A 23,872-nucleotide genomic window follows, 5' to 3' on the forward strand; every position below is an offset into this window, starting at 1 on the left:
CGGAACATGATGCAACTCTTCTATCTGTCGGCCGCTCTGATGGCCGCCGCGGTCACGGCATGGCTGATCGCCGCGCTGCGGCGCACGCCCGCCGCCAGCGCCGCGGACAAACGCCAGGCGGCGAACGTGGCGGTGCTGCGCGACCAATTGCAGGAACTTGAGCGAGACCGCGCGAACGGCATCTTGTCGCAGGAGGCTTTCGTGGAAGCGCGCGGCGAACTGCAGCGGCTGGCGCTGGAAGGAGCCGCAGAGGCGCAACGGCATGGCGCCGCGCCGCGCCGCGGCCGCCTGCTGCCCGTGGGCCTCGCCATCGCGCTGCCGCTGGCCTCCATCCTTGCCTACGTGGCGCTCGGCAACCCCACCGCCATCGCGCCGCCCCCGGCGCCAGCCGCGCGGTCCGAGGAGAGCGCCGCCGACATCCAGGCCATGGTGGCCAAATTGGAAGCCAGGCTGGCCGACAACCCCCCCACTTGTCGAAATCTGGCCCCACTTGGCTCGCCGAAACATTGACGGCCAGCCGGAACGGTTGCCATGCCAGCACCCGCCAGTCGCGCATTTGACGGCAGGCTGCGCCCAGCACCCATGCGCCGATTTCCGGCATCAGGCCGGACGATTCGATCACGGGCAGGAACTGGCCCGGCGGCAACAGTCCGAGCGTCGGATGACGCCAGCGCAACAGGGCTTCCGCGCCGACAATCTGCTCACTGCGCAAATCGACAATCGGCTGGTAGTGCAGCTCAAGCTGCCCGCGCTCGACCGCCTGCGCCAGTTGCGCCACTGTCCATTCAATTGGCTGGGAAGCGCTCATGATCGACCTCTGAAGGCCCGCAGCAGCCGCGTCACAGACAGGACAAACAAGCCGGTCAGCGTGAGGGCTGCAATACCCCAGTGCTCGCCGATGAACGCGCCGGCCGTCGTGCCGGCCAGCACAATGGCGAGAATCGGCAAATGACAGGGACAGGTGAGCACCGCCAGCGCACCCCACAGGTAGCCGGTGAACGGCTTGTGTGTCTCGGTCGGCAAGCGCTCGGGGCTGTTCATGGCAGACTCTCCGCTTGCTGGGCCGGCGCGGTCGGCATCGCGGCCAACTGCACTTCCAGATCGGCCAACGCTTCGCGTCGGCGTTCGACGAACTGACTCAGCACGGCAAGCTGTGCGGCTGTTTCATCGCAGTCCGCCGCATCCAGCGCCCGGCACAACCGCGCCAATGCGTCCAGGCCGATGCCCGCCTCAAAAGCGGCCCGCACAAAGCACAGCCGCTGCAAGGCGGCGTCATCGAACAAGCCGTAGCCGCCCGTGGTGCAGGCGACTGGCCGCAGCAATCCGCGCAGCAGGTAGTCGCGCACGATATGCACGCTCACCCCGGCCTCAAGGGCCAGTCGGGACACTGTGTAGGCGTTCATCGAACACCTCCTTTTCCTTATCCGGCGCAGCAGGACAGTTGCTTCACGTCCTTGCTGAAGGTCTGCGCCGCGAGCTTCAAGCCCTCGACCATCGTTAGGTAGGGGAACAACTGGTCGGCTAGTTCCTGCACCGTCATGCGGTTGCGAATGGCGAGAACAGCCGTCTGGATCAGTTCGCCCGCTTCCGGGGCCACCACCTGTACGCCAATCAGCCGTCCGCTGCCTTCCTCGATGACCAGCTTGATGAAGCCGCGGGTATCGAAGTTGGCGAGCGCACGCGGCACGTTGTCGAGCGTCAGCGTGCGGCTGTCGGTTTCGATGCCATCGTGGTGCGCTTCCGCCTCGCTGTAGCCCACGGTCGCCACTTGCGGGTCGGTGAACACCACGGCCGGCATCGCGGTCAGATTGATGGCGGCGTCGCCGCCGGTCATGTTAATGGCCGCACGAGTGCCGGCCGCTGCCGCCACATAGACGAACTGCGGCTGGTCGGTGCAGTCGCCGGCCGCGTAGATGTTCGGGCTACTGGTGCGCATGCCCTTGTCGATGACGATGGCCCCCTGCGCATTGACGGCTACCCCCGCCGCTTCCAATGCCAGGCTGCGCGTGTTCGGTGTCCGGCCGGTGGCGACCAGCAGCTTGTCGGCGCGCACTTCGCCCTGTCCAGTGGTCAGCACGAATTCGCCGTCCACATGGGCGACTTGGCTGGCTTGCGTATGTTCCAGTACCTTGATTCCTTCGGCACGGAAGGCGGCTGTGACGGCCTCGCCGATGGCAGGGTCTTCGCGGAAGAACAGCGTGCTGCGCGCAAGGATCGTGACCTGGCTACCCAGCCGGGCGAAGGCTTGCGCCAGTTCCAGCGCCACCACCGACGAGCCGATGACGGCCAGGCGTTCGGGAATGGTGTCGCTGACCAAGGCCTCGGTCGAAGTCCAGTAGGGTGACTCTTTCAGGCCCGGAATCGGCGGCATGGCCGGACTGGCACCCGTGGCGACCAGGCAGCGGTCGAACATCACGACGCGCTCACCACCCTCGTTCAAACTAACGATAAGGCTCTGGTCGTCCTTGAAACGCGCTTCACCGTGCAGAACGGTGATGGCTGAATTGCCGTCCAGGATGCCTTCGTACTTGGCATGACGGAGTTCTTCGACACGGGCCTGCTGCTGGGCCAGCAGCCGCTCGCGCAAGATCGTCGGCGGTGTGGGTGGCATGCCGCCGTCGAATGGGCTTTCCCGGCGCAGATGGGCGATGTGGGCGGCGCGGATCATGATCTTGGACGGCACACAACCGACGTTGACGCAGGTGCCGCCGATGGTGCCGCGCTCAATCAGCGTGACCTGCGCGCCTTGCTCGACGGCCTTCAGTGCTGCCGCCATCGCGGCTCCACCGCTGCCGATCACGGCGACTTGCAACGGGCGCTCGCCGCCGCTGCCCTTGTCGGCGGCACCCATCCAGCCGCGCACCTTGTCGAACAGCCCAGTGCGGTTGTCGGTCGGCGGGGCATCGGCGAGCATCGCTTTGTAGCCCAGGCCAGCCACGGCGGCGGTCAGTGCGTCCGGCGCTGTGCCTGGATCAAGGGCGAGCTGGGCCGCGCCCTTGGCATAGGACACTATGGCAGATTGGACGCCGGGTACTTTTTCCAGCGCTTCCTTGACGTGCGCCGCGCACGAGTCGCAGGTCATGCCGGTGATTTTTAGATGGGTCATGCGACAGATCCTTTTTCGTTTGTGGTAGCAGACAAGGGCGTCAGATGTGCTGCGCTGCCGTTTTCAGTGCCTCACTTCTTGACGCTGGACGGATAGCCTGCGTCTTCGGTGGCCTTGGTCAGCTTCTGCACGCTGGTCTTGGCATCATCGAAGGTGACAACCGCTTCGCGTGTCTCGAAGGTCACGTTAACTTTGCTGACGCCTTCGACCTTGGAAATCGCCTTCTTGACGGTGATCGGACAAGCGGAGCAGGTCATGCCCGGTACGGACAGCGTGACGGTCTGGGTGGCGGCCCACACGGGGGCAACAACGGCAGCGATGGCGAGAGAGGCAAACAGTTTTTTCATGATGAACTCCTGTGATTAATAGAAAAATGGCATGACGTAGGGAAATCCGAGCGCGACCAGAACCAGCGCGGCCACGACCCAGAAAATGAGCTTGTAAGTAGCGCGCACTTGGGGAATCGCACACACATCCCCTGGTTTGCAGGCTTGCGCCGGTCGGTAGATGCGCCGCCAGGCGAAAAACAGCGCCACCAACGCCGCGCCGATGAAGATCGGGCGATAAGGTTCCAACACCGTCAAGTTGCCGATCCAAGCGCCGCTGAACCCCAGGGCGATCAGAACCAGCGGCCCCAGGCAGCAAGCCGAGGCGAGGATGGCGGCTAGCCCGCCAGTGAAGAGCGCCCCGCGCCCGTTTTGAGGTTCAGACATACGCTTGTCCTTTCAAATCTGGATTGGATAGCTTAAGCTTACTTCCGTACCAATGTACGGAGTCAAGCGATATGGAAAAAAATTTGGAGAATCTGACTATTGGCGTTTTCGCCAAGGCGGCCGGGGTCAACGTGGAAACAATCCGGTTCTATCAGCGCAAGGGCTTGTTGCCGGAGCCGGACAAGCCCTATGGCAGCATCCGCCGCTATGGCGAGGCGGATGTGACGCGGGTGCGCTTCGTGAAATCAGCCCAGCGGCTCGGATTCAGCCTCGACGAGATCGCAGAGCTGCTGAGGCTGGATGACGGCACCCACTGCGAGGAAGCCAGCAGCCTGGCCGAGCACAAGCTTCAGGACGTGCGCGAAAAAATGACCGACCTGGCGCGCATGGAAACCGTGCTATCCGAACTTGTGTTCGCCTGCCATGCGCGGCAAGGGAACGTTTCTTGCCCGCTGATTGCTTCGCTGCAAGGGGTGAAAGAGCCGCGTGGTGCCGACGCGGTGTAGCCGAGGGTAGTTACGCCTTAGCGTGCTTTATTTTCCGTTTTCTGAGACGACCCCAACAGGAAATTCCAAGTTTTCAAGGAGCGGATATGAGTGCCGCCGCAGCAGACAGCGTCGCGGTCAGCCTTCCCATCGAAGGCATGACCTGCGCCTCGTGCGTGGGCCGAGTCGAAAAGGCCTTGAAGGCCGTGCCGGGCGTCAACAAGGCCAGCGTCAACCTGGCGACAGAACGCGCCGACATCACTTTCGAGAGCGCGCCGGACGTCGCTGCCGCCGTGCAGGCGGTGCAGAAAGCGGGTTACACCGTCACCGAAACCACGATCGAACTGTCGGTCACCGGCATGACCTGCGCCTCCTGCGTGGGCCGCGTCGAAAAGGCTTTGAAGGCCGTGCCCGGCGTCAGCAACGCCAGCGTCAATCTCGCCACCGAGCGCGCCAGCATCACCGCGGCCGGCGGCGTCCCCGCCAACGCCCTGATCCAGGCCGTGGCCAAGGCCGGCTACGAGGCGCGGCCCCTCTCGGCGGAATCCAGCCACACCGACGCCGTGGCCGAACGCCAGGCCGCCGAGCTGAAATCGCTCAAGCGCGCGCTGACCGTCGCCACGGTCTTCGCGCTGCCCGTGTTCATCCTGGAAATGGGCGCCCACATCGTGCCGGCGTTCCACCATGTCATCGCCGAGACCATCGGCACGCAGAACAGCTGGTACCTGCAATTCGTGCTGGCCAGCATCGTGCTGTTCGGCCCCGGCCTGCGCTTCTTCCAGAAGGGCATCCCCGCGCTGCTGCGCGGCGCGCCTGACATGAATTCGCTGGTGGCGGTGGGCACGTCCGCCGCCTACGCCTATTCGGTGGTCGCCACCTTCGCGGCAGGCCTCCTGCCTGCCGGCACGGTCAATGTCTATTTCGAAGCCGCCGCGGTGATCGTGGCGCTGATCCTGCTTGGACGCTACCTTGAGGCCCGGGCCAAGGGCAACACGTCCGAGGCCATCAAGCGCTTGCTGGGCCTGCAGGCCAAGACCGCGCGTGTTGTCCGCGACGGCGCCACGCTTGAACTCGCCATCGAAGACGTGGTCACGGGCGACCTGATCGAAGTCCGTCCCGGCGAGCGCATCCCCGTGGACGGCGAAGTCGTGGAAGGCAACAGCTACATCGACGAATCCATGATCAGCGGCGAACCCGTGCCGGTGGAGAAGACGCCCGGCGCCGAAGTAGTGGGCGGCACCGTCAACCAGAACGGCGCGCTGACGTTCCGGGCCACCAAGGTCGGTGGCGACACGCTGCTGGCGCAGATCATCCGTATGGTCGAACAGGCGCAGGGCTCGAAACTGCCAATCCAAGCCATGGTGGACCGCATCACGATGTGGTTCGTGCCAGCCGTCATGGCCGCGGCGGTGGTGACCTTCATCATCTGGCTCACGTTCGGGCCCGAGCCTGCCCTGACGTTCGCATTGGTCAACGCGGTGGCCGTGCTGATCATCGCCTGCCCCTGCGCCATGGGCCTGGCCACACCGACCTCCATCATGGTGGGCACGGGGCGCGCGGCGCAGATGGGCGTGCTGTTCCGCAAGGGCGAAGCCTTGCAGTCCCTGAAGGATGCCAAGGTGGTGGCGGTGGACAAGACCGGCACCCTGACCAAGGGCCGCCCCGAACTGACCGACCTGATCGTCGCGCCGGGCTTCGAACGGTCCGCCGTGCTGGGCAAGGTCGCCACCGTCGAAGCCAAGTCCGAACATCCGATCGCCCAAGCCATCGTGGACGCGGCGCGCGCCGAGAACATCGCGCTGGGCACGATCTCGCAGTTCGAATCGATCACCGGCTTCGGCGTGAGCGCCCGCGTGGACGGCGACCTAGTCGAAATCGGCGCCGACCGTTTCATGCGCGAGCTGGGCCTGAGCGTCGAGTCCTTCGGCTCGGACGCCGCGCGCCTGGGCGACGAAGGCAAGACTCCGCTGTACGCCGCCATCAACGGCAAGCTGGCCGCCATGATCGCCGTCGCCGACCCCATCAAGGAAACCACGGCCGCCGCTATCCGCGCCCTGCATGAACTGGGCCTGAAGGTCGCCATGATCACCGGCGACAACCGCCGTACCGGCGAAGCCATCGCCCGCCAGCTCGGCATCGACGAAGTCGTCGCCGAAGTGCTGCCCGACGGCAAGGTCGCAGCCGTACAGCGCCTGAAGCAGCAGTACGGACCCATCGCCTACGTGGGCGACGGCATCAACGACGCGCCGGCGCTGGCCGAAGCGGACGTGGGCCTGGCCATCGGCACCGGCACGGACATCGCCATCGAGGCCGCCGACGTGGTGCTTATGTCGGGCGACCTGGGCGGCGTGCCCAACGCCATCGCCCTGTCCAAGGCCACCATCCGCAACATCAAGCAGAACCTGTTCTGGGCCTTTGCCTACAACGTGGCCTTGATCCCGGTGGCGGCGGGCCTGCTGTACCCGGTGAACGGCAGCCTGCTGTCGCCGGTGTTCGCGGCGGGCGCGATGGCTCTGTCCAGTGTGTTCGTGCTGAGCAACGCGCTGCGGCTGCGCCGCTTCACGGCGCCCTTCCCGGCCCGGGGCTAAACTCCGCCTTCCCGGTCCGGGCCGGCAAGCGCGATCCCTACTGGCTCTTCTCTTTCGGCGCGATGGCCACCAGCGCGCGCACCTCCTTCAGCAAGCGTTCCATTTCCGCCGGTTGCGGGCCGCCCGAGGTGGCGCGGTTCTTGACCTGTGCCCGTTCTCGCTCGTTGGCCGGTGTTACGCGCGCCGCCAGCAGATGCCCCAAGGTATCGACGGCCATGCGCACCTTGCTCCCCTTCTTGCACTTGTGGCCTTCATAGCCCGCAGCACGCGGACCGCTCTCGCACGTCGATTGCAGCGTGCGACCATCAAGGATCACTGCACTGGGTTGACCCTGGCGCTGCTGGGCCACGCGCAACACCGAACGCAAGTCATACACCATGCCTCGAGACAATCCGCCTGCAAGCCACGCCGTGTCTGCTGATACACCTCATCCCACGGCGGAAAGTCATTGGGTGGCGAACGCCACGACGCTCCCGCACGAGCCTTCCAACGCAGGGCGTTGAACATCGCCCTGAGCTGGTGCTTGCGCTGCGGCGCGCGCTCGCTCATCAACGTCAAGGACGGCGCGGCGAACGCGCATTCGAACCGGTATCGGAATTATCCCAACTTTAATGAACCAAATGCTCATCCGAAAGGCCATGCGGCGCGAAGTGCTCGTCAAGCTACCTTTTGGCCTTTGAAGTAGCGGCTCTCTGTCGCAAGCCGCGCGCTGCCTCGATCTACTCACTTATTACACTCCAACTTCAGTGAATCAAATCTCAAGTTGAGTGAACTTCGACAGCGGCCTGATTCCACTGCCCAACTTGAACGAACTTTTCGGTGAGAAATCCAAGTTGAATGAACTTTTTGGACAAAATACCAACTTGAATGAACCAAATATCCGCCTTTGGCTAAGCGCCGATCTAAGGTCTCTTGACCTGCTCGCCGAATTTTGAACCTCATAGCCCAAATGTCGAAGTTCATCGAAGGTGGACACTCGACATTTTTTGAATCATGGACTTAGTGAAATTTGGTTCATTCACTTTGGCCGCACTGGTTAATTGAACATGGCATTCTTCCCCAGAAAGTTCATTGAACTTGGGCGCTGAATGGGACCATCACATCGCGAGGTCCCCCACGCCAGTGCACTGAGGTACCCTCCAACGGCTGTGAGCTACACGTGGATGATGAGTGTCTGCCATCGGCCGATTCTGTTGAAAAACTCGATTGCGCGTCGCGATTGGCCGCGCTTACAAGGCCGATGACCTGGCGGCTTTCGCCACTTTTTCGATTGGAACCGGGTACTGATGCCCGGTTGCCTTGTTAATCGGTGGATTTCGCCTCAACTGGGCGCACCGGTGCCCTGAACCGGTGGCCCCGGAGAGGTAAGCATCGCAAGACGACGTAGGTTCTGAACGGCTGCTGCAAGCGTGAATTCGTCTGCTGCACCAGTAAGTCCGCGCAACCGCAAGCGGTCAATCTTCAAAATACGTTTGAGGTGTGCAAACAGCACCTCGACTTTCTTTCGTTCGTGACGTGAGCGCTGGTACTGCACGGTGGCGCCGATACGCCTGGCTACATCGCGTGCATCCTCGTGAATGCTGCGAGCGATCTTGCGCATCGGCGTATTGGGGCAGCATCGCGGCTTCATTGCGCACTTACCGCAGTCCGTGTTGCTGGCCCGGTAGATTACGGTGCCCGCCTTGGTGACGTGAGTGCGTTCGATCTTGAACATGCGCCGCTCGCTGCGCAGTGCATGACCCTCGGGGCAACGATATTCGTTGGCCTCGCCATCCCATTCGAAGTCGCTGCTCGATAGACTGTCGTCCTTGCGCTTGGTTCTGTCCCAGACGGGGACGTGCGGCTCTATCCCCTTGTCTTGCACCATCCACGCCAGCATCGGAGCCGTGCCGTAAGCGGTATCGCCGATGAGCCGATCAGGGATGATGTCGAATCGTTCCTCGACACGATCCACCATCGTCTTGGTAGAGTCCACTTCTGCGGTGCGATGTGCAGGGGTGGCTTCGACGTCGAGGATCACGCCATGCTTGGTATCGATCAGATAGTTTGTCGAATAAGCGAAGAATGCGGGACCGCCAGGGGCGGCCGTCCACCGTGACTGCGGATCGGTCAGCGAGACTCGCCGGGGAACGGCTTGTTCGAACGCTTCGTCGTCGAGCGCTTCGAGATACTCGCGCACGGCACGCGTGCTGAGTGCGGGGTTCGACCAGTCGGTGGCCTCATTGGCAGGAACACCGCGCTGGCGGCTCGCATCAGCAGCCACGACGCTGGCATCGACAGCGAAGCCTTCGCCTTTGACTAAGCCCGCAGCCATGCAACGACGGACCACTTCATCGAACAACCAGCGGAAGGTATCGCTGGCGCGGAAACGTCCATGTCGGTTCTTGGAGAAGGTCGAGTGATCGGGCACTGCATCCTCGAGGCCGAGACGACAGAACCATCGATATGCAAGATTCAGTTGAACCTCTTCGCACAGACGACGCTCGGAGCGGATGCCGTAGCAATACCCAACGATCAGCATACGGATCATAAGTTCGGGGTCAATGGACGGACGGCCCGTATGGCTGTAGTGCTTCGCCAGGTGTTGGTGGAGTTCCTTCAGATCCAGACAGCGAGCGATGGCTCTAAGAAGATGGGTCGGCGGAACGACGTCTTCAAGGTTGAAAGCGTAGAACAACCGCTCTTGCCCGCTCGCTTGATGACCCATCATGTCGGTGCTCTCCGAACTCGTTGGCGCTTTGCAAATTCTGCCAGACGACGGAGACGGCCGCGAGTTTTTCAACAGAATCGGCCAGAAGCGGACATTCCCTCCCGTACGCCGAGCCGGCGCCCTCGGCTGGGGTTTCCATGCAAGTCGGTGCGCCGGAATGGTACTTGCTGACTGAAAAGGACTCGCAAGGGCTCGTACGCCTGCAAGCCAGCGCCAAAATCACCAGAAATCGCCGGTTTCACGCCTCTTGACCCCTCTTTCATCACGTTAATTTTACGAAGCAGGGATAAAGAAATGACCGACACCGAATCGGCGATTACCGGCACGCCTAATACGGTTCTAGTGGTCGACGACAATGCAACAGCGCGATGGCTTCTATCAGAGATCCTCTGGACTGAAGGCTACGTCGTGGTCGAAGCAGCGTCCGCAGATCAGGCGCTGATCATTCTGAACGAACGCCCGGAAATCCGGGCGGTAGTGACCGACATTGAGATGCCCGGCACGTTAAATGGTCTCGAGCTAGCTCGGCGGATAGTGGCAGGAATGCCAGGAATTGCGGTGCTGCTTACATCCGGACGCTTTTTGCCGGTGACGGAGACACTGCCCCCTTCGACGAGGTTCATGCCGAAGCCCTGGCAAGCCGGAGAAATCCTTCAGCATCTAGAAATCTTGTTCGCTTCATCAAAAAGTGCGCCCGGGATGGCCACAGACTGCGAGGCCGAACGCCGCTCACAAAAAAACCTTAGGGAAAAATAGGGTGAACGTCGTGCCCTTGTTGGGAGCGCTGGCCACATCAAGATAGCCGCCCGACTGGTTAACGTACCCAAACACCTGGCTGAGTCCGAGGCCCGTCCCCTTTCCGACCGGCTTAGTTGTGAAAAACGGTTCAAAGATATGCTCTAACACGGGAGCTGGGATACCCTCGCCATCGTCCGCGACTGAAATTGCTACAAGCGGGCTGCTTATCGCTCCGCCTCGACCATCGGGATGGGAGTCGGCGCTGCCCACAGATATCTTCAAGTTTCCGCCGAGTGGCATGGCGTCACGGGCATTGATCACCAAATTCAATAGTGCATTTTCCAGTTGGCTCATGTCGGCACATACAACACATGGCTCGGACGATATCTCATATTGCAACCGAATCGACGAACCCAGCGTGGATTCAAAAAGCTTCTTCATCCCCTCGACGCATGAACGCGTGTCGAAATTCGCCGGTTCCAGAGGCTGACGTCGCGCGTATGCCAACATCTGTTTGGTGAGCTGGGACGCGCGCTGGGCGGTATCAGCGATCGTCCTGACGTAGCGTTGGCGATTTTCCGGCGTCAGCGCCGGGTTCTCTAACAGGTTCGCCGCACCGCTAATGATGGTCAAGAAGTTGTTGAAGTCGTGTGCTAGCCCCCCCGCCACGCGTCCCAATGCTTCCATCTTTTGAGCGCGATACAGGGCTTGCTGTGCGGTGTGAAGTTGACTCTCGCCAAGGTGTTTTTCAGTGATGTCTCGCGTGATCTTTGCAAAGCCGATCAGATGACCCTCGTTAGTTCGGATAGGGTCTATAACAACGCTTGCCCAGAAGCGCGTGCCGTCCTTTCGGACTCGCCATCCCTCAGCTTCGAAATGCCCCGCCGTAGCGGCAGTTGCTAACGCGCGCTCCGGGATGGAAGCGGCACGATCTTCCTCAGTGTAAAAGCGCGAGAAATGCTTCCCTACGATCTCCGATGCATCGTAGCCTTTGAAGCGCTGTGCGCCTGCATTCCACGTCGCCACGAACCCGTCCGGATCGAGGAGAAAGATCGCATAGTCCAGCACCGCTTCTACGAGAAGTTTGTAGCGGCGCGCCTCGTCCACGTCGATCAAGCTGTGTGGGTGAGAAGCTCCATTGGGAGTCGGCTCAACGGCGCTCATGGGACAGCCCCTCCTATGCGGTGTTGGGCGTTTTATTATTGTGCTTCGAGCGGAAAAGCGCAAAGCGCCGCATGCACGCCCGGACGCGGGCCGGCCACTGGCAAGCTTGAGCGCGCAGCGCCGACAGCCGCGAAGGCGTGAGCCGACCGCAGTGAGGGACGGACGGACGGAAGCCCCGCAATAGAAGGGGAGAGTGGCGCCTTTTTGCCAGGCTCAACGCGAAGCACGATGGCCCGACCCGCAGCCGAAGGCGCAAGGGCACGCCCAGGTTTGAACGCATTGTCTGAAAACGACCAGCGCCGGCGTCCTGACCGGTATTTCTGTGCGGGATTCAGTGCTGAGAATCTGTCGAAGGCGGCATCGAGATGCTCAGCAGATCCATGGCCTTATTTGCCCGATCCCTCGCCTGGTAATGCCCCATTCTTAGCGCACTGTTGCGGTAAAAGGTGGTGCCATGATTCTTTCCTGTTGGGAGCAAAGACCCCATAGTCTGCCGACAGCGCCTGCTTAACAATCAGGTTGCGTGAAGCACACCGCTTTGCCAGACCAAGCAATCCAAATGTGGAGATCGGAGTGCCGCAACTTGCATGCGGCCTTGCTTGAGCGCCCGCTACTTGAATTCTAGAATGACCGCTACGGGACGGGAACGATCATCGACCCGACCCGACCGCCCCTCCTTACTGCTCCCCTTCCCCCGTCACTCCCATTACTTCAGTTCTGGAAATTCCACCACGGTGTCATTCGCACGATTGAACACGTTCGTAAACGTGATGACGGCGATGGCCAATGCGATATCCACGACGGCCTCGTCCAGATAACCCGCCGCGCGCAAGGCCATGAATTGCTCGGCGTCGAGGGTGCCTCGGCCTTCTTGAAGGTGCCGGACAAATTGGATCAGCGCATCGCGCTTTGCATCGCCGGTCGGCTGCAGCGCCCTGATGGCGCGCACGGTGTCCACGGGCAGGCCGGATGCCTTGCCCGCCAAGCTGTGTGCAGCGACGCAGTAGTCACAACCGGCAATCGCGCTCACCACCAACTTGATGGTTTCGCGGTCCTGCGCGGACAGGACGCCTTGCGCCAGCACCGCGTCGGCGGACAGCATCACCTTAAGTGCGGGCGTATTCAAGGCGCCAATGGCCGCATAGGCGTTGGGGACCATGCCCACCGCTTTGCGGATAGCGGCGAAAACGTCGGCGGTTTCGCCGGAGGCGCTAGCGGCGGCGGGCGTGTTGATACGGGAAGTCATTTTCTTGGTTCCTTTCAAAGTGGTGTTGCTGAAAACCGGCAGCCGTGAACCCGCCGATACAGAGAAATTCAAGTTCTACGCGCAATGGCGGCGTTCAGGCCCAAGGCGATCAGTTCCGCCATGGCCGCCACGACGCCAATTGCCCAAATGGCGCCAGCGCCCAACACGGTGGCACCCAGGGCGCTGCCGATTGAAAATCCGAAATACATCGTCGAGGTGTTAAGCGCTAGCGCAACGGGCGCTTGCGAGGGGACGCCCGCGCCGATAAGCCGTGCCATCTGCGCGGGAAAGAATGACCACACCGTGAAGCCCCACACAGCCACGGCGCTCATGACCAGACCCAACGAAACTCCCGGTGGCAGCACCGTTGCAACGGCCAAAGCCAGGAACGACAACGCCAACAGCACGAGTGACCCGCGCACCACCGTGCCAGCCCCGAAGCGATCGTTGAGAACCCCACCGGTCATGACCCCCGCCGCTGCACAAAGCCCCCAGAGCGAGACAGACGCTGTGATCTCCAATGGGCCAAAGGCCAACACGGCGCTCAGATACTCGGCGATATATGGGTAGGCAGCAAAGGCGCCGATTGACCAGAACAGGCTGACCGCCAGCAAGCGCAACACGGAACGCTGCGCCACCACCGAGACACGTTCGCGCAAACTGGCCACCGCGATGCCCTGCCCCGCGTCACGGTCGATGCCAGTCAAAATGCCTGCAATGGCCACCAGGCTCATCGCGCCGACCAGCAGAAAGGTTGCCCGCCAGCCGAACGCGTGGCCGATCAGTCCGCCAAGTGGCAGACCCAGTGCGATGGCCAATGTCTGCCCCCCGCTGACAATGGCAAGCGCACGCCCCCGCATCGTGGGTGGGACGATGACGCCGGCCAGGCCATTGGCGGCGGGCACATATAGCCCCGCCGCAATGGCCATCAGCACGCGCGCGGCGATCAGCACGGTGAACGACGAAGACAGCGCGGCCACGACGTTGCCAATGGCGAACAGGGCCATCGCAATCAGCAGCACCTGCTTGCGGGCCATGCGGCCGGTCGCCACGGTGGTCACCGGCGACGACAATGCCAGCACCAGCGTGAACACGATCACCAACAGCGCGATGGTGGGCACGGGCAGCGCAAAGTCCTTCGCCATGACCGGCAGCAAGGGCGCGATCATGAAGCCTTCGGTGCCAATGGCGAACGTTCCCAAGGCCAGGAATCCCGCCGGTAGCAACACCGTGCGCGAATCGTTGGCAAGCGTTGCGGTCATGACGCAACTCTCCTACAAGTGCAGTCTGTGCGGGCACGAGCCCGCCTGTCAGGCGTCTTAGACGGGGATGGGATTGGCGGCGATTTCAGTGTTGAAACCGTCAATCAGCTCATGTTCGCCAATGCCGGGGTTGTCGCGCAGGGCACGAATCGCCTCAACAAATACTTCCGGTGCGTCGGTCGCCAGCCCCTTCATCGTTTCGGCGATGAAGGCGTCCAGCGGCATGGCGCGAGGGTCACCGCTCTTTTTGATCAGGTCGGTGTCGACCCACGGAGGCGCGATTTCCTGGACGGACACGCTCGTGCCTTTGAGCATGAAGCGTTGCGACAAGGCATACGAGTGCAGCGCCGCCTTCGAAGCGGAATAGACGGCATTGGTGGCGATAGGCACGTAGGCCAGAACCGAGGTGTTGTGAATGATCGTCGCGCGCGGCTGCGTCTTCAGATGTTCGATCAGCGCAGAGGTCAGCCGGATAGGGCCAAGCAGGTTCGTGTCGAGAATCTGGCGCGACACGGCATCATCGATTCGGCCCGAGGGATCGTCGAACGGCATGATCCCCGCATTGTTGATCAGTACATTCAGCGTCGGGTAGTCGCGGATCAGTTGCGCGGCAACGCGGTCGATGTCGGCCGCATCCGAGATGTCCAGGGCGATGCCCTCGATCCCCGGATGGGCGGCGGCCACTTCATCCAGCAGGGCCTGACGGCGCCCGGCGATGATGACCTTGTTACCCAGGGAATGAAACTGCTCGGCAAGCGCGCGGCCAATGCCCGAGGTGCCGCCCGTGATAAAGATTGTGTTGCCCGTCATCTGCATGATTTGTCCTTGTGTGGCGCCTGGATGGCGCCTTCGATGGACGTACTATGCGCGGGTCGGGTGAAGTCTCAAATGCCATAGATCCGGCAAAAACGGACACCGGTTATAAGCAGGCCGCCCAAGGTCACTTAGGCGGCGTCGCGGTCTTGCATCGACACCAGGCTCCGCTTCACGCTGGCCGGGGGCTGGCCAAGGTTGCGCAGGAAGGCGCGCCGCATTCGGTCACGGTCAGCAAAACCCGTGTCACGCGCCACGATTTCCAAAGGGTGACGACCGTCTTCCAACATGACGCGCGCAGCCTCCAAGCGCAGCATTTCCACGGCTTTGGCCGGAGACCGCCCGGTTTCTTCGCGAAATACCCGGCTGAACTGACGCGGTGACAGGCTGGCAGCCTCGGCAAGCTCTTCGACAGACAAGGGATTGCGCAGATTTTCACGGGCGTAGGCCAGCGCGCGCTTTACCCGGTCAGAGCGAGGCTCCAGCGCAAGCATCGCCGAAAATTGCGATTGCCCGCCGTGGCGACGATGGTAGACGACAAGCCTACGAGCCAGTGCCCGGGAAAGCGCAGCCCCATGGTCGTCCTCGATCAGCGCAAGCGTCAGGTCGATGGCCGATGACATTCCCGCCGACGTCCAGATGTTGCCGTCACGGATGAAAATTCGGTCCTCTTCGACCCTGACCTTCGGAAAGCGCGCCCGAAGCGCCGGCGCATGCGCCCAGTGCGTGGTGGCGGTACGGCCGTCAAGCAGACCGGCGTGCGCTAGTACAAAAGCGCCTGTGCATACCCCAGCCACCCGGCGGGCTTGTTCCCCCGCACGGGCGAGATACGCACGCAGCCCGGGCGAAATATCCTGGGGCGCCAATTGGCCGGCAACCATCAGGGTATCGGGTATGACACCTAGCGGCGTTGTTTCGATACCTGCGTTCATGGACGACCTGACCGTGCCGCCTTTTTCAGAGAGCACCGTCAGCCGATAGCCCTTATCGCCCAGCTCAGTATTGGCGAGCTCAAAGGCAGAGAGCGCCGCCAAACCCATCAGCTGGAAGCCATCTTCCAGGATTAAACCAACGTGCCGCATCATGCTTCCTTTTCAGGCAATGAAAGATCAGCTTAATCCGGAACGGGGAACGGCATCCACGTTGTTGAAAAATGTCGGCCCACTTTGTTGCGCCATTTGGACGTCGAAAGCCATCCTTCGTTATTCCTGTTTCCGGCAATCGCGCAGCAGCGCATAAAGCCCCGCCGCACCAAAAGCCGCCATACCCAGGCCCACGCTGACGAATAGCCCGGTCTGCGTGGTGGCGATCAGCCCCCCACCCAACGCCACCACCGTGCGCGCCAAGGCCCCCGCCAACGGTACCGCCATCTTTCCGGTGCCTTGCGCGGCGCAGTACTGGGTGAATCCAAGCCCGAAGAAGCCAAAAAAGGGGCCAACATGGCGCAGGTAAACGCTTCCCGTCGCCACACTTTCGGGGTCCGTCAAAAACGCGCCCAGCCATAACTCGGGCCATATCGCAACCACCAACCCAATAGTCTCGGCAACGCCGAACCCCAGACAGGCTGCGATCAACGCGGCGCGGCGTGCGCGATCGATCCTGCCTGCCGCCGCGTTGGTGCCAATCAGGATCGCGGCAGGCCCGCCGATGCCGAAACTGAGCGGCACCAACAAGAATTCCAATCGCGCAGCCGCGCCGTATCCGGCCACGGCCGCCAGACCGTACGCCCCAACGTAGCCGGTAACGATAGCGATGGTGAGATTGGTACTTGACGCGATAACGGCCGACACGCCGCCGACCTTGAGAATTTCGGCAAATAGCCGACGTTGCAGCCGCACCGGTCTGGCGGCCGGCTGCAGCACCCCTTGGCCACGCCAAAGATATATTGCGAAAACCAGGCTACCAACGGCGTAATACAAAACCATTGCCAACGCGCCGCCTGTCACGCCCAGCCCCTGAAAGCCTGCCGCGCCAAAGATCAGCAGCCACGATACCGGTATCAGGATGACGCCGCCGCCGCACACCACCCGCATCGGCAAGCGCACATTGCCACTGCCCCGAATGAGCGCCAGCAGTGCATTGAACAGCCATATCAGCGGTGCGCCGCCAAAGACGACGGCGGCATAGTGGTCGGCGTGCGCAAGCGCTTCGCCGCTAGCTCCCATGGCACTGAACGCCGCAGAGCCAAAAGCCAAGACGAGCCCTGCCGTGACAAGCCCAAACGCCACCGCAATGGCGACAGCATGCCAAACCAGCGCGTTGGCTTGCACGCGGTCGTTGCGCCCCAGCGCCCGCGCAACCGCGCCAAGCATTCCCCCACCGACCGCGCCGGTCGCAAGCGCCGTCGTCAATGCCAGCAGTGGAAACACAACCGACACGCCAGCGAGCACGTCTTCACCGAGCTGGGAGAGAAACCACACCTCCATCAGTCCAACAAACGTTTGGCTGAGCATCACCAGCAGTGTCGGGCCGGCAAGCGACAACATCACGGGCAAAATCGGGGCGGTCAGCAGGCGCTCGGTCTGGACGTCACGGCTGCGGGAATCGGTCTGCGCGGTCATGACGGCACTCGAAGACGGTTCTGGGCGGGCGCAGAATAGGCCAATGTCGTGTTGGCGGGAATGTCGAATACACGGCAATTCGCGCCATGCTGATAGCCAGATGCGAAAAAATGGGGTCAGGCTGGACTCACCCGGATTTCCCCGGTTGCTCAAACCAGCCCACATCTGACTCATGCGCCCACGCGCTGAAGCGTCTTCAGTTTCAAGCCATGTGCAGTAGCAGCTTGCCCACGGTGAAACGGCTTGCCATCTCTACGGGGGCCCTTGCGGCTTCGGCAAGTGGATACTCGCCTCCGATAAGCACTCTGAGCTTGCCTTCGGCTATCCAATCGAATTTCCGCTACCGGCCGAGGTTGTGTGAGAACTCACCGTGCTGAGGGTCATGTCGGAAGTTGGCCTCTCAGATCAACTCAGGATCGACGATCGGAGTTGAGGGAAGGGTTTGAACACCCTCGAAAACAAGTCCATCACGAGTTTTCACACAGTCTCGGCCAGAAGCGGGCGTTGGAGGTCGCGTGATAATCTCGCCCGTTTCTTAATCAGTGACTGTCAAGCATGTCTCAAGTTCATTTTGTTGGTTTGCACTGAAAACTGACCCAGCGTTTGCATCGAAAACTGACCCAGCCCTAATTTGATTGGGTCAGGGTTGCCACAGATTTGGCTGTTTTACGCTCCTTTTTGGGCTGCGTGCTGCTGTTTTTGAATCGGTAGCTGTCGTTGCCGGTCTCGACGATGTGGCAGTGGTGGGTGAGTCGGTCGAGCAACGCAGTCGTCATTTTTGCGTCCCCAAATATGTTTGCCCATTCAGCGAAGCTGAGATTGGTGGTGATGATGAGGCTTGTGTGCTCGTAGAGCTTGCTGATGAGGTGAAACAGCAGCGCACCGCCGGCTTGGCTGAATGGCAGATACCCGAGTTCGTCGAGAATCACGACGTGCGAGTGCATGAGCCGGTGGGCGAGGTGTCCAGCTTTGCCGGCCTGCTTCTCGAGCTCCAACGTGTTCACCAACTCGATCGTGGAGAAGAAGCGAACTCGGCGACGCAGGTGTTCGATGGCGTGAACCGCGAAGGCCGTCGCCAGATGCGTCTTGCCGGTGCCAGGGCCGCCAACTAATACGACATTGTGAGCGGGTTCGATGAACTCGCCGCGGTGCAGTTGCCGAACAAGGGCTTCGTTGACCTCGCTGCATCCGAAGTCAAAGCCTTGTAAGTCTCGATATGCTGGGAACTTGGCCACCTTCATCTGATAGGCAATAGATCGCACCTCTCGCTCAGTAAGCTCGGCCCGTAGAAGCTGGCTCAAGATGGGAGAGCAGCTCTGGTATGCCGGAGAGTCTTGCTGCACGAGGTCGGTGAGCGCTTGAGCCATACCGTGCAGCTTGAGCGCCTTCAAGCGCTCGATCATGAGTTCATGCTGCATGACGTGGCTCCTGAGTGCGGAGGGTGTCGTAGCGGCCGACGTTCGCCTCGGGTTCGACTGTGAGCGAGAGCGCTTGGGGCGCCGTCAGCGGCGGTAGCGGTGTGCCGTCGAGCAGTCGGCTCAAGATGTTGAGAATGGTTTGCTTCGATGGCGTACCGGCCTCCAGCGCTAAGGTCACTGCGGCGAGGACCAGTTGCTCGTCATGCAACAAGACCAACGACAGGATCTCCACCATCTCTCTATCCCCGCCAGCGTGAGGCAGAAGCCGTGCCTGAAGTTGGCGAAATGCTTCCGGCAACGCGGTGAACGGCGCCCCATTGCGCAGCGCGCCAGGCTTGCGTTGCAGCACGGCGAGATAATGCCGCCAGTCGTAGAAAGTGGCACCACGGTCATGGCGCCGGTTGATGTGGCGAGGATGCTGCGCGATGACGTGACCTTCGGCGACGACCACGAGGCGATCTGCATAGACCCGCAAACTCACGGGCAGGTTGGCGTAGGACGCGGGGACGCTATAGCGGTCACGTTCGAAGGCGATCAAGCATGTGGGGGAAACGCGCTTGGTGTGTTCCACAAAGCCGTCGAACGGCTGGCCAACAGGCATCAGAAATGGGCGTTCCTCGGACCATATCTGCCAGATGCTCTGGTCACATGCCGGATGGCGTATCTGTTGCCACAGCCTGACGCACTCGTCGGCCAACCAGTCGTTAAGCGCTTCCAAGCTCGAAAAGTGGGGCAGGCGTTGCCAGATCCGCCTCCGGCTATCCTGCACGTTCTTCTCGATCTGTCCCTTCTCCCAGCCTGACGCGGGGTTGCAGAACTGCGCATCAAACAAATAGTGGCTGACCATGCTGGAGAATCTGGCGTTGACCTCGCGTGACTTGCCGCGGCCGACCCTATCCACAGCGGTCTTCATGTTGTCGTAGATACCTCGACGCGGGATGCCTCCCCACGCCACAAAAGCGTGATGGTGCGCATCGAACAGCATCTCATGCGTCTGGAGCCAGTAGGCGCGCAGGAAGAAGGCGCGACTGTGGCAAAGCTTGAACTGCGCGATCTGGAGCTTGGTGCGCTCGCCGTTGATCACCGCACTGTCCTCGCTCCAGTCAAACTGAAAGGCGTCGCCTGGTGCGAACGTCAATGGCACGAACGTGCCCCGTCCTGAAGTCTGAGATCGTTCCTGTTGTTCCTGTCGCCATCGTCGCGCGAAAGCGGCAACACGGTCGTAAGAGCCCGTGTAGCCTAGAGCGCAGAGATCCTGGTGCAGCTGCAATAGCGAGCGTCGCTGCTTGCGTGTGCGGTTGGCCTCGGCCTTGAGCCATGCCGAGAGCTTCTCCGCATAGCCGTCTAGAACGGTAGGCCCAGCCGCACGGCTGTAGGTTGGTTCAATGGTGCCCGAGCGCAGATAGCGTCGCACCGTGTTGCGCGATATGCCAAGTCGCTTGGCAATCTCTCGTAAAGAGACATGATCACGCAAGTGCCAACGGCGAATAATGCTGAGAAGAGCCACGTCGATCACTCCTGTCTCCTGCACGGGTACCGAGCAGGATAGTGTTCACGAGGTGGGTCAGAATTAGATGCAAATCAAACGTAAAAGTGGGTCAACTCTGCCTGCAAATCAACACAAGGACGATGAATTTCACTGGAAACTCTGGGAATGATGGATACCGCCGCCGATCATCTCTATATCCTGCATCGCAACGCCTTTGCGCTGGCGCCGGTGATCCAGAGCTTCTACCTGAACTGGGAGCCGATGGAGAAGGACATCCTGCTGAGCTATCTGGTTCTTCCCCTGGTGTCGTTTCCCGCGATGCAGGAGTATTTGCATACCGCCAATCGAACCAGCTCGATCCGGACGATGACATCCGACTCTTCACGGTTGGTCGGTCTGGCGCTTCGTATCTCGGAATATGCACCCATCACCAACAAGGCCCTGCTGATACTGCGCGCGGATGAAAGCCTTCAACTCAACGACGACCTGTCGGTTCTCGCCAGCGAAAACCGGCAGTCGGAGAATGCAGACCCCAAGATGCTGCGTTATGCGCGTCAGCTCGCCATGATATTCAGGAATGAAAGCGTCGTGACCATTTATAGAATGCTGGGATTGAAGTCGCTATGAAATGTTATGTCCGATATATCGGCGTGATCGACCAGGAAAATGAGGCGCACAGCGTTAAGTTCAAGCAAGGCTTGAATATCATTACCGGCAAATCTTCGAAGGGCAAAAGTGCCATTCTCGACATCTTCGATTACTGCATGGGCAGCTCAGAAGACACGATTCCGCAAGGCATCATCACGCAGCGGGCGAAGATATTTTTCACTGTATGGCGCTTTTCCGGGATGGCGGTCGTCGCCGGCCGCAGGGCAGACAACGCCAACCAATGTTTCCTGCGAGAAGTCAGTGGCGAGCAGGCCAGGCACGTGCTGGCCTACGTCAAGGACGTGGTCAACTTCTTCACCGCGCAATACCAGCTTAGCCGGATCGAATTCTCCAAGAGCCTGGGGCGCTACTTCGGCGTCACCATGGACGACATCGACACCGACCCGCTGCAGAAGCAGCTCATGCGTCAGAAAAGCCCGACGCCTTCCATCCGCAGTTTTGCCTCGTTCATGCTCCAGCATCAAAACCTGGTGGCCAACCGGCATGCGATCTTTTACCGCTTCGACGAAAAGCGAAAACGCGAACAGGCCATCGATCACTTCAAGATCTTCATGGGGATCGTGGGAGAGGACTATTTCGACCTGGCCAAGGAACTCGCCGAAGCAGAAACTGAGCTCAAGCGTGCCCTGGCCGTCATCCCCAAGCAGGAGCAGATCAAATCAGCCGGCATCGAAGAGATGGCGGGCTACCTACGTGAGTTTCACGCCCTGGCGGGCACGCCGCTGACAGAGTTGACCGCTGAAGAAATCTGGATGCGGCCGGCGCAGGCCCTGGAACGCTTGACCGGCATCGCCGTCACGGTCGATGGGCAGTCCGATACCTTCGACGCGACCCGCAAGGAACTGCGCACACGCAAGGCCGAGCTCACGGCCGAGATCCAGAAAGCCCTGAACACGCGCTACCTGCTCGACGTCTCGACACAGCAAGTCGAGGGCTTTGCCGGTGCCATGACGGATCTGCCCATCCCGAGGGCGACCCATCTGGACCATGCCGTGTGCCCGGTCTGCGCGTCACCTTCGGAAGCCGCCGAAGATGAGGCCAACAGACTCTCGGCGGCCATCCACTGGCTCAACGGCGAGCTGAAGGTCTCCGCCTATGCCCGCGAAGGCTTTGGCCAGGAGCGTCGGGACATCGACGAGCAACTCAAGAAGGCGCGCCAGGCCTTGCGGCAGGTCGAAAACGCACTGCGTCCATTGGATCAGGAGGCCGACCGCTTGCAGCGCTCGAAGTCTGTCGATGCGGCAGCGCAGAAAGCCAAGATCAAGCTGGAAATCGCCATTGAGCGCCGCATCGAGAGTCCGCCCACGGAAGCCACTGAGTTGGTGAAGTTGCTCCAGGACCGGGTAGCGGACCTGAAATCGAAGAAGGCTTTGCTCGATGTCGCGCCCCGGCTGCTGGCCTTGCAACGCAACATCAACCGGCGCCTGGAGATCGTCGGCACACATTTCGACTTCGAGGACTCCTATAAGAATGGATCCCTGAAGTTCGACATCGATTCCTTCGACCTATGGCATGAGACGCCGGGGGTAAACGGCGCGCCGGAGAAGAAAGTCTTCCTGCGGTCGATGGGCAGTGGCGCGAACTGGCTGTATTCGCACCTGACGCTGTTCCTGTCCCTGCACTACCAGTTTGCGGCCTACGCCGACTGCAAGCTGCCGCCCGTGCTGTTTCTCGACCAACCGACGCAGGTTTACTTTCCCTCCGCCGACTACGGAAAGGAATTTAATGCAGCCCAATTGCGTGCGAACCAGGACGGCACATCCGCCAGCGCGCCCGGCAGCCCACAGTCCGAAACGACTGCGGACGAGCCCTCGACACGCGCCGCGAACTCGCCTGGGGACACGCACACACGCATCTCGACGGCCGATGACGACTTGAATACCGTCGCCAAGATGTTCACAGTCCTGGCCAAGTTCTGTGATGATACGGCACAGGAGGTCGGCAACAAGCCCCAAATCATCGTCTGCGACCATGCTGACAGGCTGGAGCTCGGCGAGGGCTACGACTTCGAGGACTTCGTCGCCGACCGCTGGCGTGACCGTGGCTTCATCGCGACGTGACCCCTGCAGCAGGCCCAGGTATACATCGGTCCGCCCGCATCGCCTGGATGGACCTGGCGGGCTTCGTTCTGGTGTTCGTACTGCTGGCGCTGGTAGGTTCTCTGCGTGACCGAAACGGGTCGGATAGCGACCGTCCGTAGGAGCACACTGAATCTCCCTTTACGCGAAAGGAGATTGTCATGGAATCCGCGAATGTCACCGTTGGCCGACGTGTGCCATGGAACAAGGGCAAACTCACCGGGCAGAAGCCACCTCTAAAGCTAGGAGAAATTTGGGCAATCCGAACGAGACTGCTGATGGCGTCGAACGTCCGGGAACTCGCAATGTTCAATCTCGCAATCGATAGCAAGCTTCGAGCGTGCGATCTCACGCGGTTGCAGGTGCAGGACATCCGTCACGGAAGCCATGTGGCCGCGAGAGCCACCGTCATGCAACAAAAGACCCAGCGTCCGGTTCAATTCGAGATTACGGAGCAAACCCGTGAGAGCGTTGAAGCATGGATCGAGGTGCGAGGACTAAAGGCGGCGGATTTTCTGTTTCCGAGCCGCTTGCATACGTCGCCGCATCTGTCGACGCGGCAGTACGCCCGGATTGTGCATCGCTGGGTCGCATCGATTGGCCTCGACGATACCGCATATGGCACCCACACTATGCGCCGTACAAAAGCCTCGCTGATCTACCGCCGGACGAAGAATCTTCGGGCGGTACAGCTGCTGCTCGGGCATACGAAGCTGGAAAGCACAGTTCGCTACCTTGGCATCGAGGTCGACGATGCTCTTGAGATGGCTGAACAAACAGAGGTTTGATGCATCTTGGCCGGCAAGCTGTCGCTTGCCGGCCACGAGCGGTC

Annotated in this window: 22 protein-coding genes and 2 pseudogenes; 7 read left to right on the plus strand and 17 right to left on the minus strand. The window is 61.1% G+C overall.

Going from position 1 to position 23,872, the window contains the following annotated elements; genetic code table 11:
• Positions 1–9 precede the first annotated feature (9 nt).
• On the plus strand, positions 10–510 hold the full coding sequence (ccmI, locus tag LN047_RS20560; protein ID WP_373982164.1) for a c-type cytochrome biogenesis protein CcmI: 501 nt from the start codon (positions 10–12) through the stop codon (positions 508–510).
• Here ccmI and LN047_RS20565 read toward each other — a convergent pair.
• The 6 genes and pseudogenes from LN047_RS20565 to LN047_RS20590 form a co-directional block, all read right to left on the minus strand.
• A pseudogene (locus LN047_RS20565) lies at positions 467–808 on the minus strand (EAL domain-containing protein); the annotation flags it as partial. The gene ccmI and the pseudogene LN047_RS20565 sit on opposite strands and share 44 nt — an antisense overlap.
• Entirely contained in the window at positions 805–1,041 is a 237-nt protein-coding gene (merE, locus tag LN047_RS20570) for a broad-spectrum mercury transporter MerE (protein WP_003090697.1), read from the minus strand. The pseudogene LN047_RS20565 and the gene merE, both read right to left, overlap by 4 nt.
• On the minus strand, positions 1,038–1,403 hold the full coding sequence (gene merD, locus LN047_RS20575) for a mercury resistance co-regulator MerD (protein WP_003090698.1): 366 nt from the start codon (positions 1,401–1,403) through the stop codon (positions 1,038–1,040). Before merD ends, merE begins: the two co-directional genes overlap by 4 nt.
• A 17-nt stretch (positions 1,404–1,420) precedes the next feature.
• The gene (merA, locus tag LN047_RS20580) at positions 1,421–3,106 is read right to left on the minus strand and encodes a mercury(II) reductase (protein ID WP_003090700.1); all 1,686 of its coding nucleotides are present in this window, start codon (positions 3,104–3,106) and stop codon (positions 1,421–1,423) included.
• Positions 3,107–3,177: 71 nt separating this feature from the next.
• The gene (merP, locus tag LN047_RS20585) at positions 3,178–3,453 is read right to left on the minus strand and encodes a mercury resistance system periplasmic binding protein MerP (protein WP_000732290.1); all 276 of its coding nucleotides are present in this window, start codon (positions 3,451–3,453) and stop codon (positions 3,178–3,180) included.
• Between the two features lie 15 nt (positions 3,454–3,468).
• Positions 3,469–3,819, minus strand: coding sequence for a mercuric transport protein MerT (locus LN047_RS20590; RefSeq protein ID WP_001294666.1), 351 nt, complete (start codon positions 3,817–3,819; stop codon positions 3,469–3,471).
• Positions 3,820–3,890: 71 nt separating this feature from the next.
• Between LN047_RS20590 and merR the strand changes: the two genes are divergently transcribed.
• Both merR and LN047_RS20600 read left to right on the plus strand, forming a co-directional pair.
• Positions 3,891–4,325 (plus strand): Hg(II)-responsive transcriptional regulator, encoded by a 435-nt coding sequence (gene merR, locus LN047_RS20595; protein WP_373980052.1) that lies wholly within the window; start codon positions 3,891–3,893, stop codon positions 4,323–4,325.
• 86 nt (positions 4,326–4,411) lie between these two features.
• On the plus strand, positions 4,412–6,892 hold the full coding sequence (locus LN047_RS20600) for a heavy metal translocating P-type ATPase (RefSeq protein ID WP_175179080.1): 2,481 nt from the start codon (positions 4,412–4,414) through the stop codon (positions 6,890–6,892).
• Positions 6,893–7,028: 136 nt separating this feature from the next.
• Here LN047_RS20600 and LN047_RS20605 read toward each other — a convergent pair.
• Together LN047_RS20605 and LN047_RS20610 are read right to left on the minus strand one after the other, a co-directional pair.
• Positions 7,029–7,441 (minus strand): annotated as a pseudogene (locus tag LN047_RS20605) (transposase); the annotation flags it as partial.
• 772 nt (positions 7,442–8,213) lie between these two features.
• Positions 8,214–9,602: a transposase gene (locus tag LN047_RS20610; protein WP_373980053.1), complete on the minus strand. Its 1,389-nt coding sequence runs from the start codon at positions 9,600–9,602 to the stop codon at positions 8,214–8,216.
• 294 nt (positions 9,603–9,896) lie between these two features.
• Here LN047_RS20610 and LN047_RS20615 point away from each other — a divergent pair, with 294 nt between their 5' ends.
• Positions 9,897–10,358, plus strand: coding sequence for a response regulator (locus tag LN047_RS20615; RefSeq protein ID WP_373980054.1), 462 nt, complete (start codon positions 9,897–9,899; stop codon positions 10,356–10,358).
• Here LN047_RS20615 and LN047_RS20620 read toward each other — a convergent pair.
• The 9 genes from LN047_RS20620 to istA form a co-directional block, all read right to left on the minus strand.
• Positions 10,332–11,504: a nitrogen regulation protein NR(II) gene (locus LN047_RS20620; protein ID WP_373980055.1), complete on the minus strand. Its 1,173-nt coding sequence runs from the start codon at positions 11,502–11,504 to the stop codon at positions 10,332–10,334. The two genes, LN047_RS20615 and LN047_RS20620, sit on opposite strands and share 27 nt — an antisense overlap.
• Positions 11,505–12,210: 706 nt before the next feature.
• Positions 12,211–12,750: a carboxymuconolactone decarboxylase family protein gene (locus LN047_RS20625; protein ID WP_006385420.1), complete on the minus strand. Its 540-nt coding sequence runs from the start codon at positions 12,748–12,750 to the stop codon at positions 12,211–12,213.
• A gap of 68 nt (positions 12,751–12,818) precedes the next feature.
• Positions 12,819–14,012: an MFS transporter gene (locus LN047_RS20630; protein ID WP_373980056.1), complete on the minus strand. Its 1,194-nt coding sequence runs from the start codon at positions 14,010–14,012 to the stop codon at positions 12,819–12,821.
• Between the two features lie 57 nt (positions 14,013–14,069).
• Complete coding sequence (locus tag LN047_RS20635) at positions 14,070–14,828, minus strand: SDR family oxidoreductase (protein WP_006385422.1); 759 nt, start codon at positions 14,826–14,828, stop codon at positions 14,070–14,072.
• Positions 14,829–14,956: 128 nt separating this feature from the next.
• Positions 14,957–15,907 (minus strand): GlxA family transcriptional regulator, encoded by a 951-nt coding sequence (locus LN047_RS20640; protein ID WP_006385423.1) that lies wholly within the window; start codon positions 15,905–15,907, stop codon positions 14,957–14,959.
• Between the two features lie 120 nt (positions 15,908–16,027).
• Positions 16,028–17,386 (minus strand): MATE family efflux transporter, encoded by a 1,359-nt coding sequence (locus LN047_RS20645; RefSeq protein WP_006385424.1) that lies wholly within the window; start codon positions 17,384–17,386, stop codon positions 16,028–16,030.
• A 202-nt stretch (positions 17,387–17,588) separates the two neighbouring features.
• Entirely contained in the window at positions 17,589–17,690 is a 102-nt protein-coding gene (locus tag LN047_RS20650; protein WP_232295990.1) for a hypothetical protein, read from the minus strand.
• A gap of 322 nt (positions 17,691–18,012) precedes the next feature.
• A complete protein-coding gene (gene istB / locus LN047_RS20655) occupies positions 18,013–18,804 on the minus strand; it encodes an IS21-like element helper ATPase IstB (RefSeq protein WP_054458908.1) in 792 nt (263 codons plus the stop codon).
• Positions 18,794–20,320: an IS21 family transposase gene (gene istA / locus LN047_RS20660; RefSeq protein WP_108627539.1), complete on the minus strand. Its 1,527-nt coding sequence runs from the start codon at positions 20,318–20,320 to the stop codon at positions 18,794–18,796. The genes istB and istA overlap by 11 nt, the downstream gene beginning before the upstream one ends.
• Positions 20,321–20,458: 138 nt before the next feature.
• On the opposite strand from istA, the gene LN047_RS20665 reads away from it, so the two are divergent.
• From LN047_RS20665 to LN047_RS20675, 3 genes are all read left to right on the plus strand, one after another.
• Positions 20,459–20,920 carry a three component ABC system middle component gene (locus LN047_RS20665; protein ID WP_373980057.1) on the plus strand — a complete coding sequence of 154 codons (462 nt, stop codon included), beginning with the start codon at positions 20,459–20,461 and terminating at the stop codon, positions 20,918–20,920.
• Complete coding sequence (locus tag LN047_RS20670; protein ID WP_373980058.1) at positions 20,917–23,022, plus strand: DUF3732 domain-containing protein; 2,106 nt, start codon at positions 20,917–20,919, stop codon at positions 23,020–23,022. Before LN047_RS20665 ends, LN047_RS20670 begins: the two co-directional genes overlap by 4 nt.
• A gap of 179 nt (positions 23,023–23,201) precedes the next feature.
• A complete protein-coding gene (locus LN047_RS20675) occupies positions 23,202–23,828 on the plus strand; it encodes a tyrosine-type recombinase/integrase (RefSeq protein ID WP_373980059.1) in 627 nt (208 codons plus the stop codon).
• Positions 23,829–23,872 lie beyond the last annotated feature (44 nt).

Source organism: Achromobacter sp. JD417 (assembly GCF_041879325.1).
GTDB lineage: Bacteria > Pseudomonadota > Gammaproteobacteria > Burkholderiales > Burkholderiaceae_B > Achromobacter > Achromobacter mucicolens.

Excerpts from the sequence above, each read along its gene's own strand:
- LN047_RS20645 (WP_006385424.1), bottom strand. The coding sequence starts at position 17,386 with ATGACCGCGCAGACCGATTCCCGCAGCCGTGACGTCCAGACCGAGCGC.
- LN047_RS20630 (WP_373980056.1), bottom strand. The coding sequence starts at position 14,012 with ATGACCGCAACGCTTGCCAACGATTCGCGCACGGTGTTGCTACCGGCG.
- LN047_RS20590 (WP_001294666.1), bottom strand. The coding sequence starts at position 3,819 with ATGTCTGAACCTCAAAACGGGCGCGGGGCGCTCTTCACTGGCGGGCTA.
- merD (WP_003090698.1), bottom strand. The coding sequence starts at position 1,403 with ATGAACGCCTACACAGTGTCCCGACTGGCCCTTGAGGCCGGGGTGAGC.
- LN047_RS20665 (WP_373980057.1), top strand. The coding sequence starts at position 20,459 with ATGATGGATACCGCCGCCGATCATCTCTATATCCTGCATCGCAACGCC.
- merA (WP_003090700.1), bottom strand. The coding sequence starts at position 3,106 with ATGACCCATCTAAAAATCACCGGCATGACCTGCGACTCGTGCGCGGCG.
- LN047_RS20670 (WP_373980058.1), top strand. The coding sequence starts at position 20,917 with ATGAAATGTTATGTCCGATATATCGGCGTGATCGACCAGGAAAATGAG.
- ccmI (WP_373982164.1), top strand. The coding sequence starts at position 10 with ATGCAACTCTTCTATCTGTCGGCCGCTCTGATGGCCGCCGCGGTCACG.
- LN047_RS20600 (WP_175179080.1), top strand. The coding sequence starts at position 4,412 with ATGAGTGCCGCCGCAGCAGACAGCGTCGCGGTCAGCCTTCCCATCGAA.
- LN047_RS20635 (WP_006385422.1), bottom strand. The coding sequence starts at position 14,828 with ATGCAGATGACGGGCAACACAATCTTTATCACGGGCGGCACCTCGGGC.
- LN047_RS20640 (WP_006385423.1), bottom strand. The coding sequence starts at position 15,907 with ATGCGGCACGTTGGTTTAATCCTGGAAGATGGCTTCCAGCTGATGGGT.
- merE (WP_003090697.1), bottom strand. The coding sequence starts at position 1,041 with ATGAACAGCCCCGAGCGCTTGCCGACCGAGACACACAAGCCGTTCACC.
- LN047_RS20620 (WP_373980055.1), bottom strand. The coding sequence starts at position 11,504 with ATGAGCGCCGTTGAGCCGACTCCCAATGGAGCTTCTCACCCACACAGC.
- merP (WP_000732290.1), bottom strand. The coding sequence starts at position 3,453 with ATGAAAAAACTGTTTGCCTCTCTCGCCATCGCTGCCGTTGTTGCCCCC.
- LN047_RS20610 (WP_373980053.1), bottom strand. The coding sequence starts at position 9,602 with ATGATGGGTCATCAAGCGAGCGGGCAAGAGCGGTTGTTCTACGCTTTC.
- merR (WP_373980052.1), top strand. The coding sequence starts at position 3,891 with ATGGAAAAAAATTTGGAGAATCTGACTATTGGCGTTTTCGCCAAGGCG.
- LN047_RS20675 (WP_373980059.1), top strand. The coding sequence starts at position 23,202 with ATGGAATCCGCGAATGTCACCGTTGGCCGACGTGTGCCATGGAACAAG.
- istB (WP_054458908.1), bottom strand. The coding sequence starts at position 18,804 with ATGCAGCATGAACTCATGATCGAGCGCTTGAAGGCGCTCAAGCTGCAC.
- LN047_RS20625 (WP_006385420.1), bottom strand. The coding sequence starts at position 12,750 with ATGACTTCCCGTATCAACACGCCCGCCGCCGCTAGCGCCTCCGGCGAA.
- LN047_RS20615 (WP_373980054.1), top strand. The coding sequence starts at position 9,897 with ATGACCGACACCGAATCGGCGATTACCGGCACGCCTAATACGGTTCTA.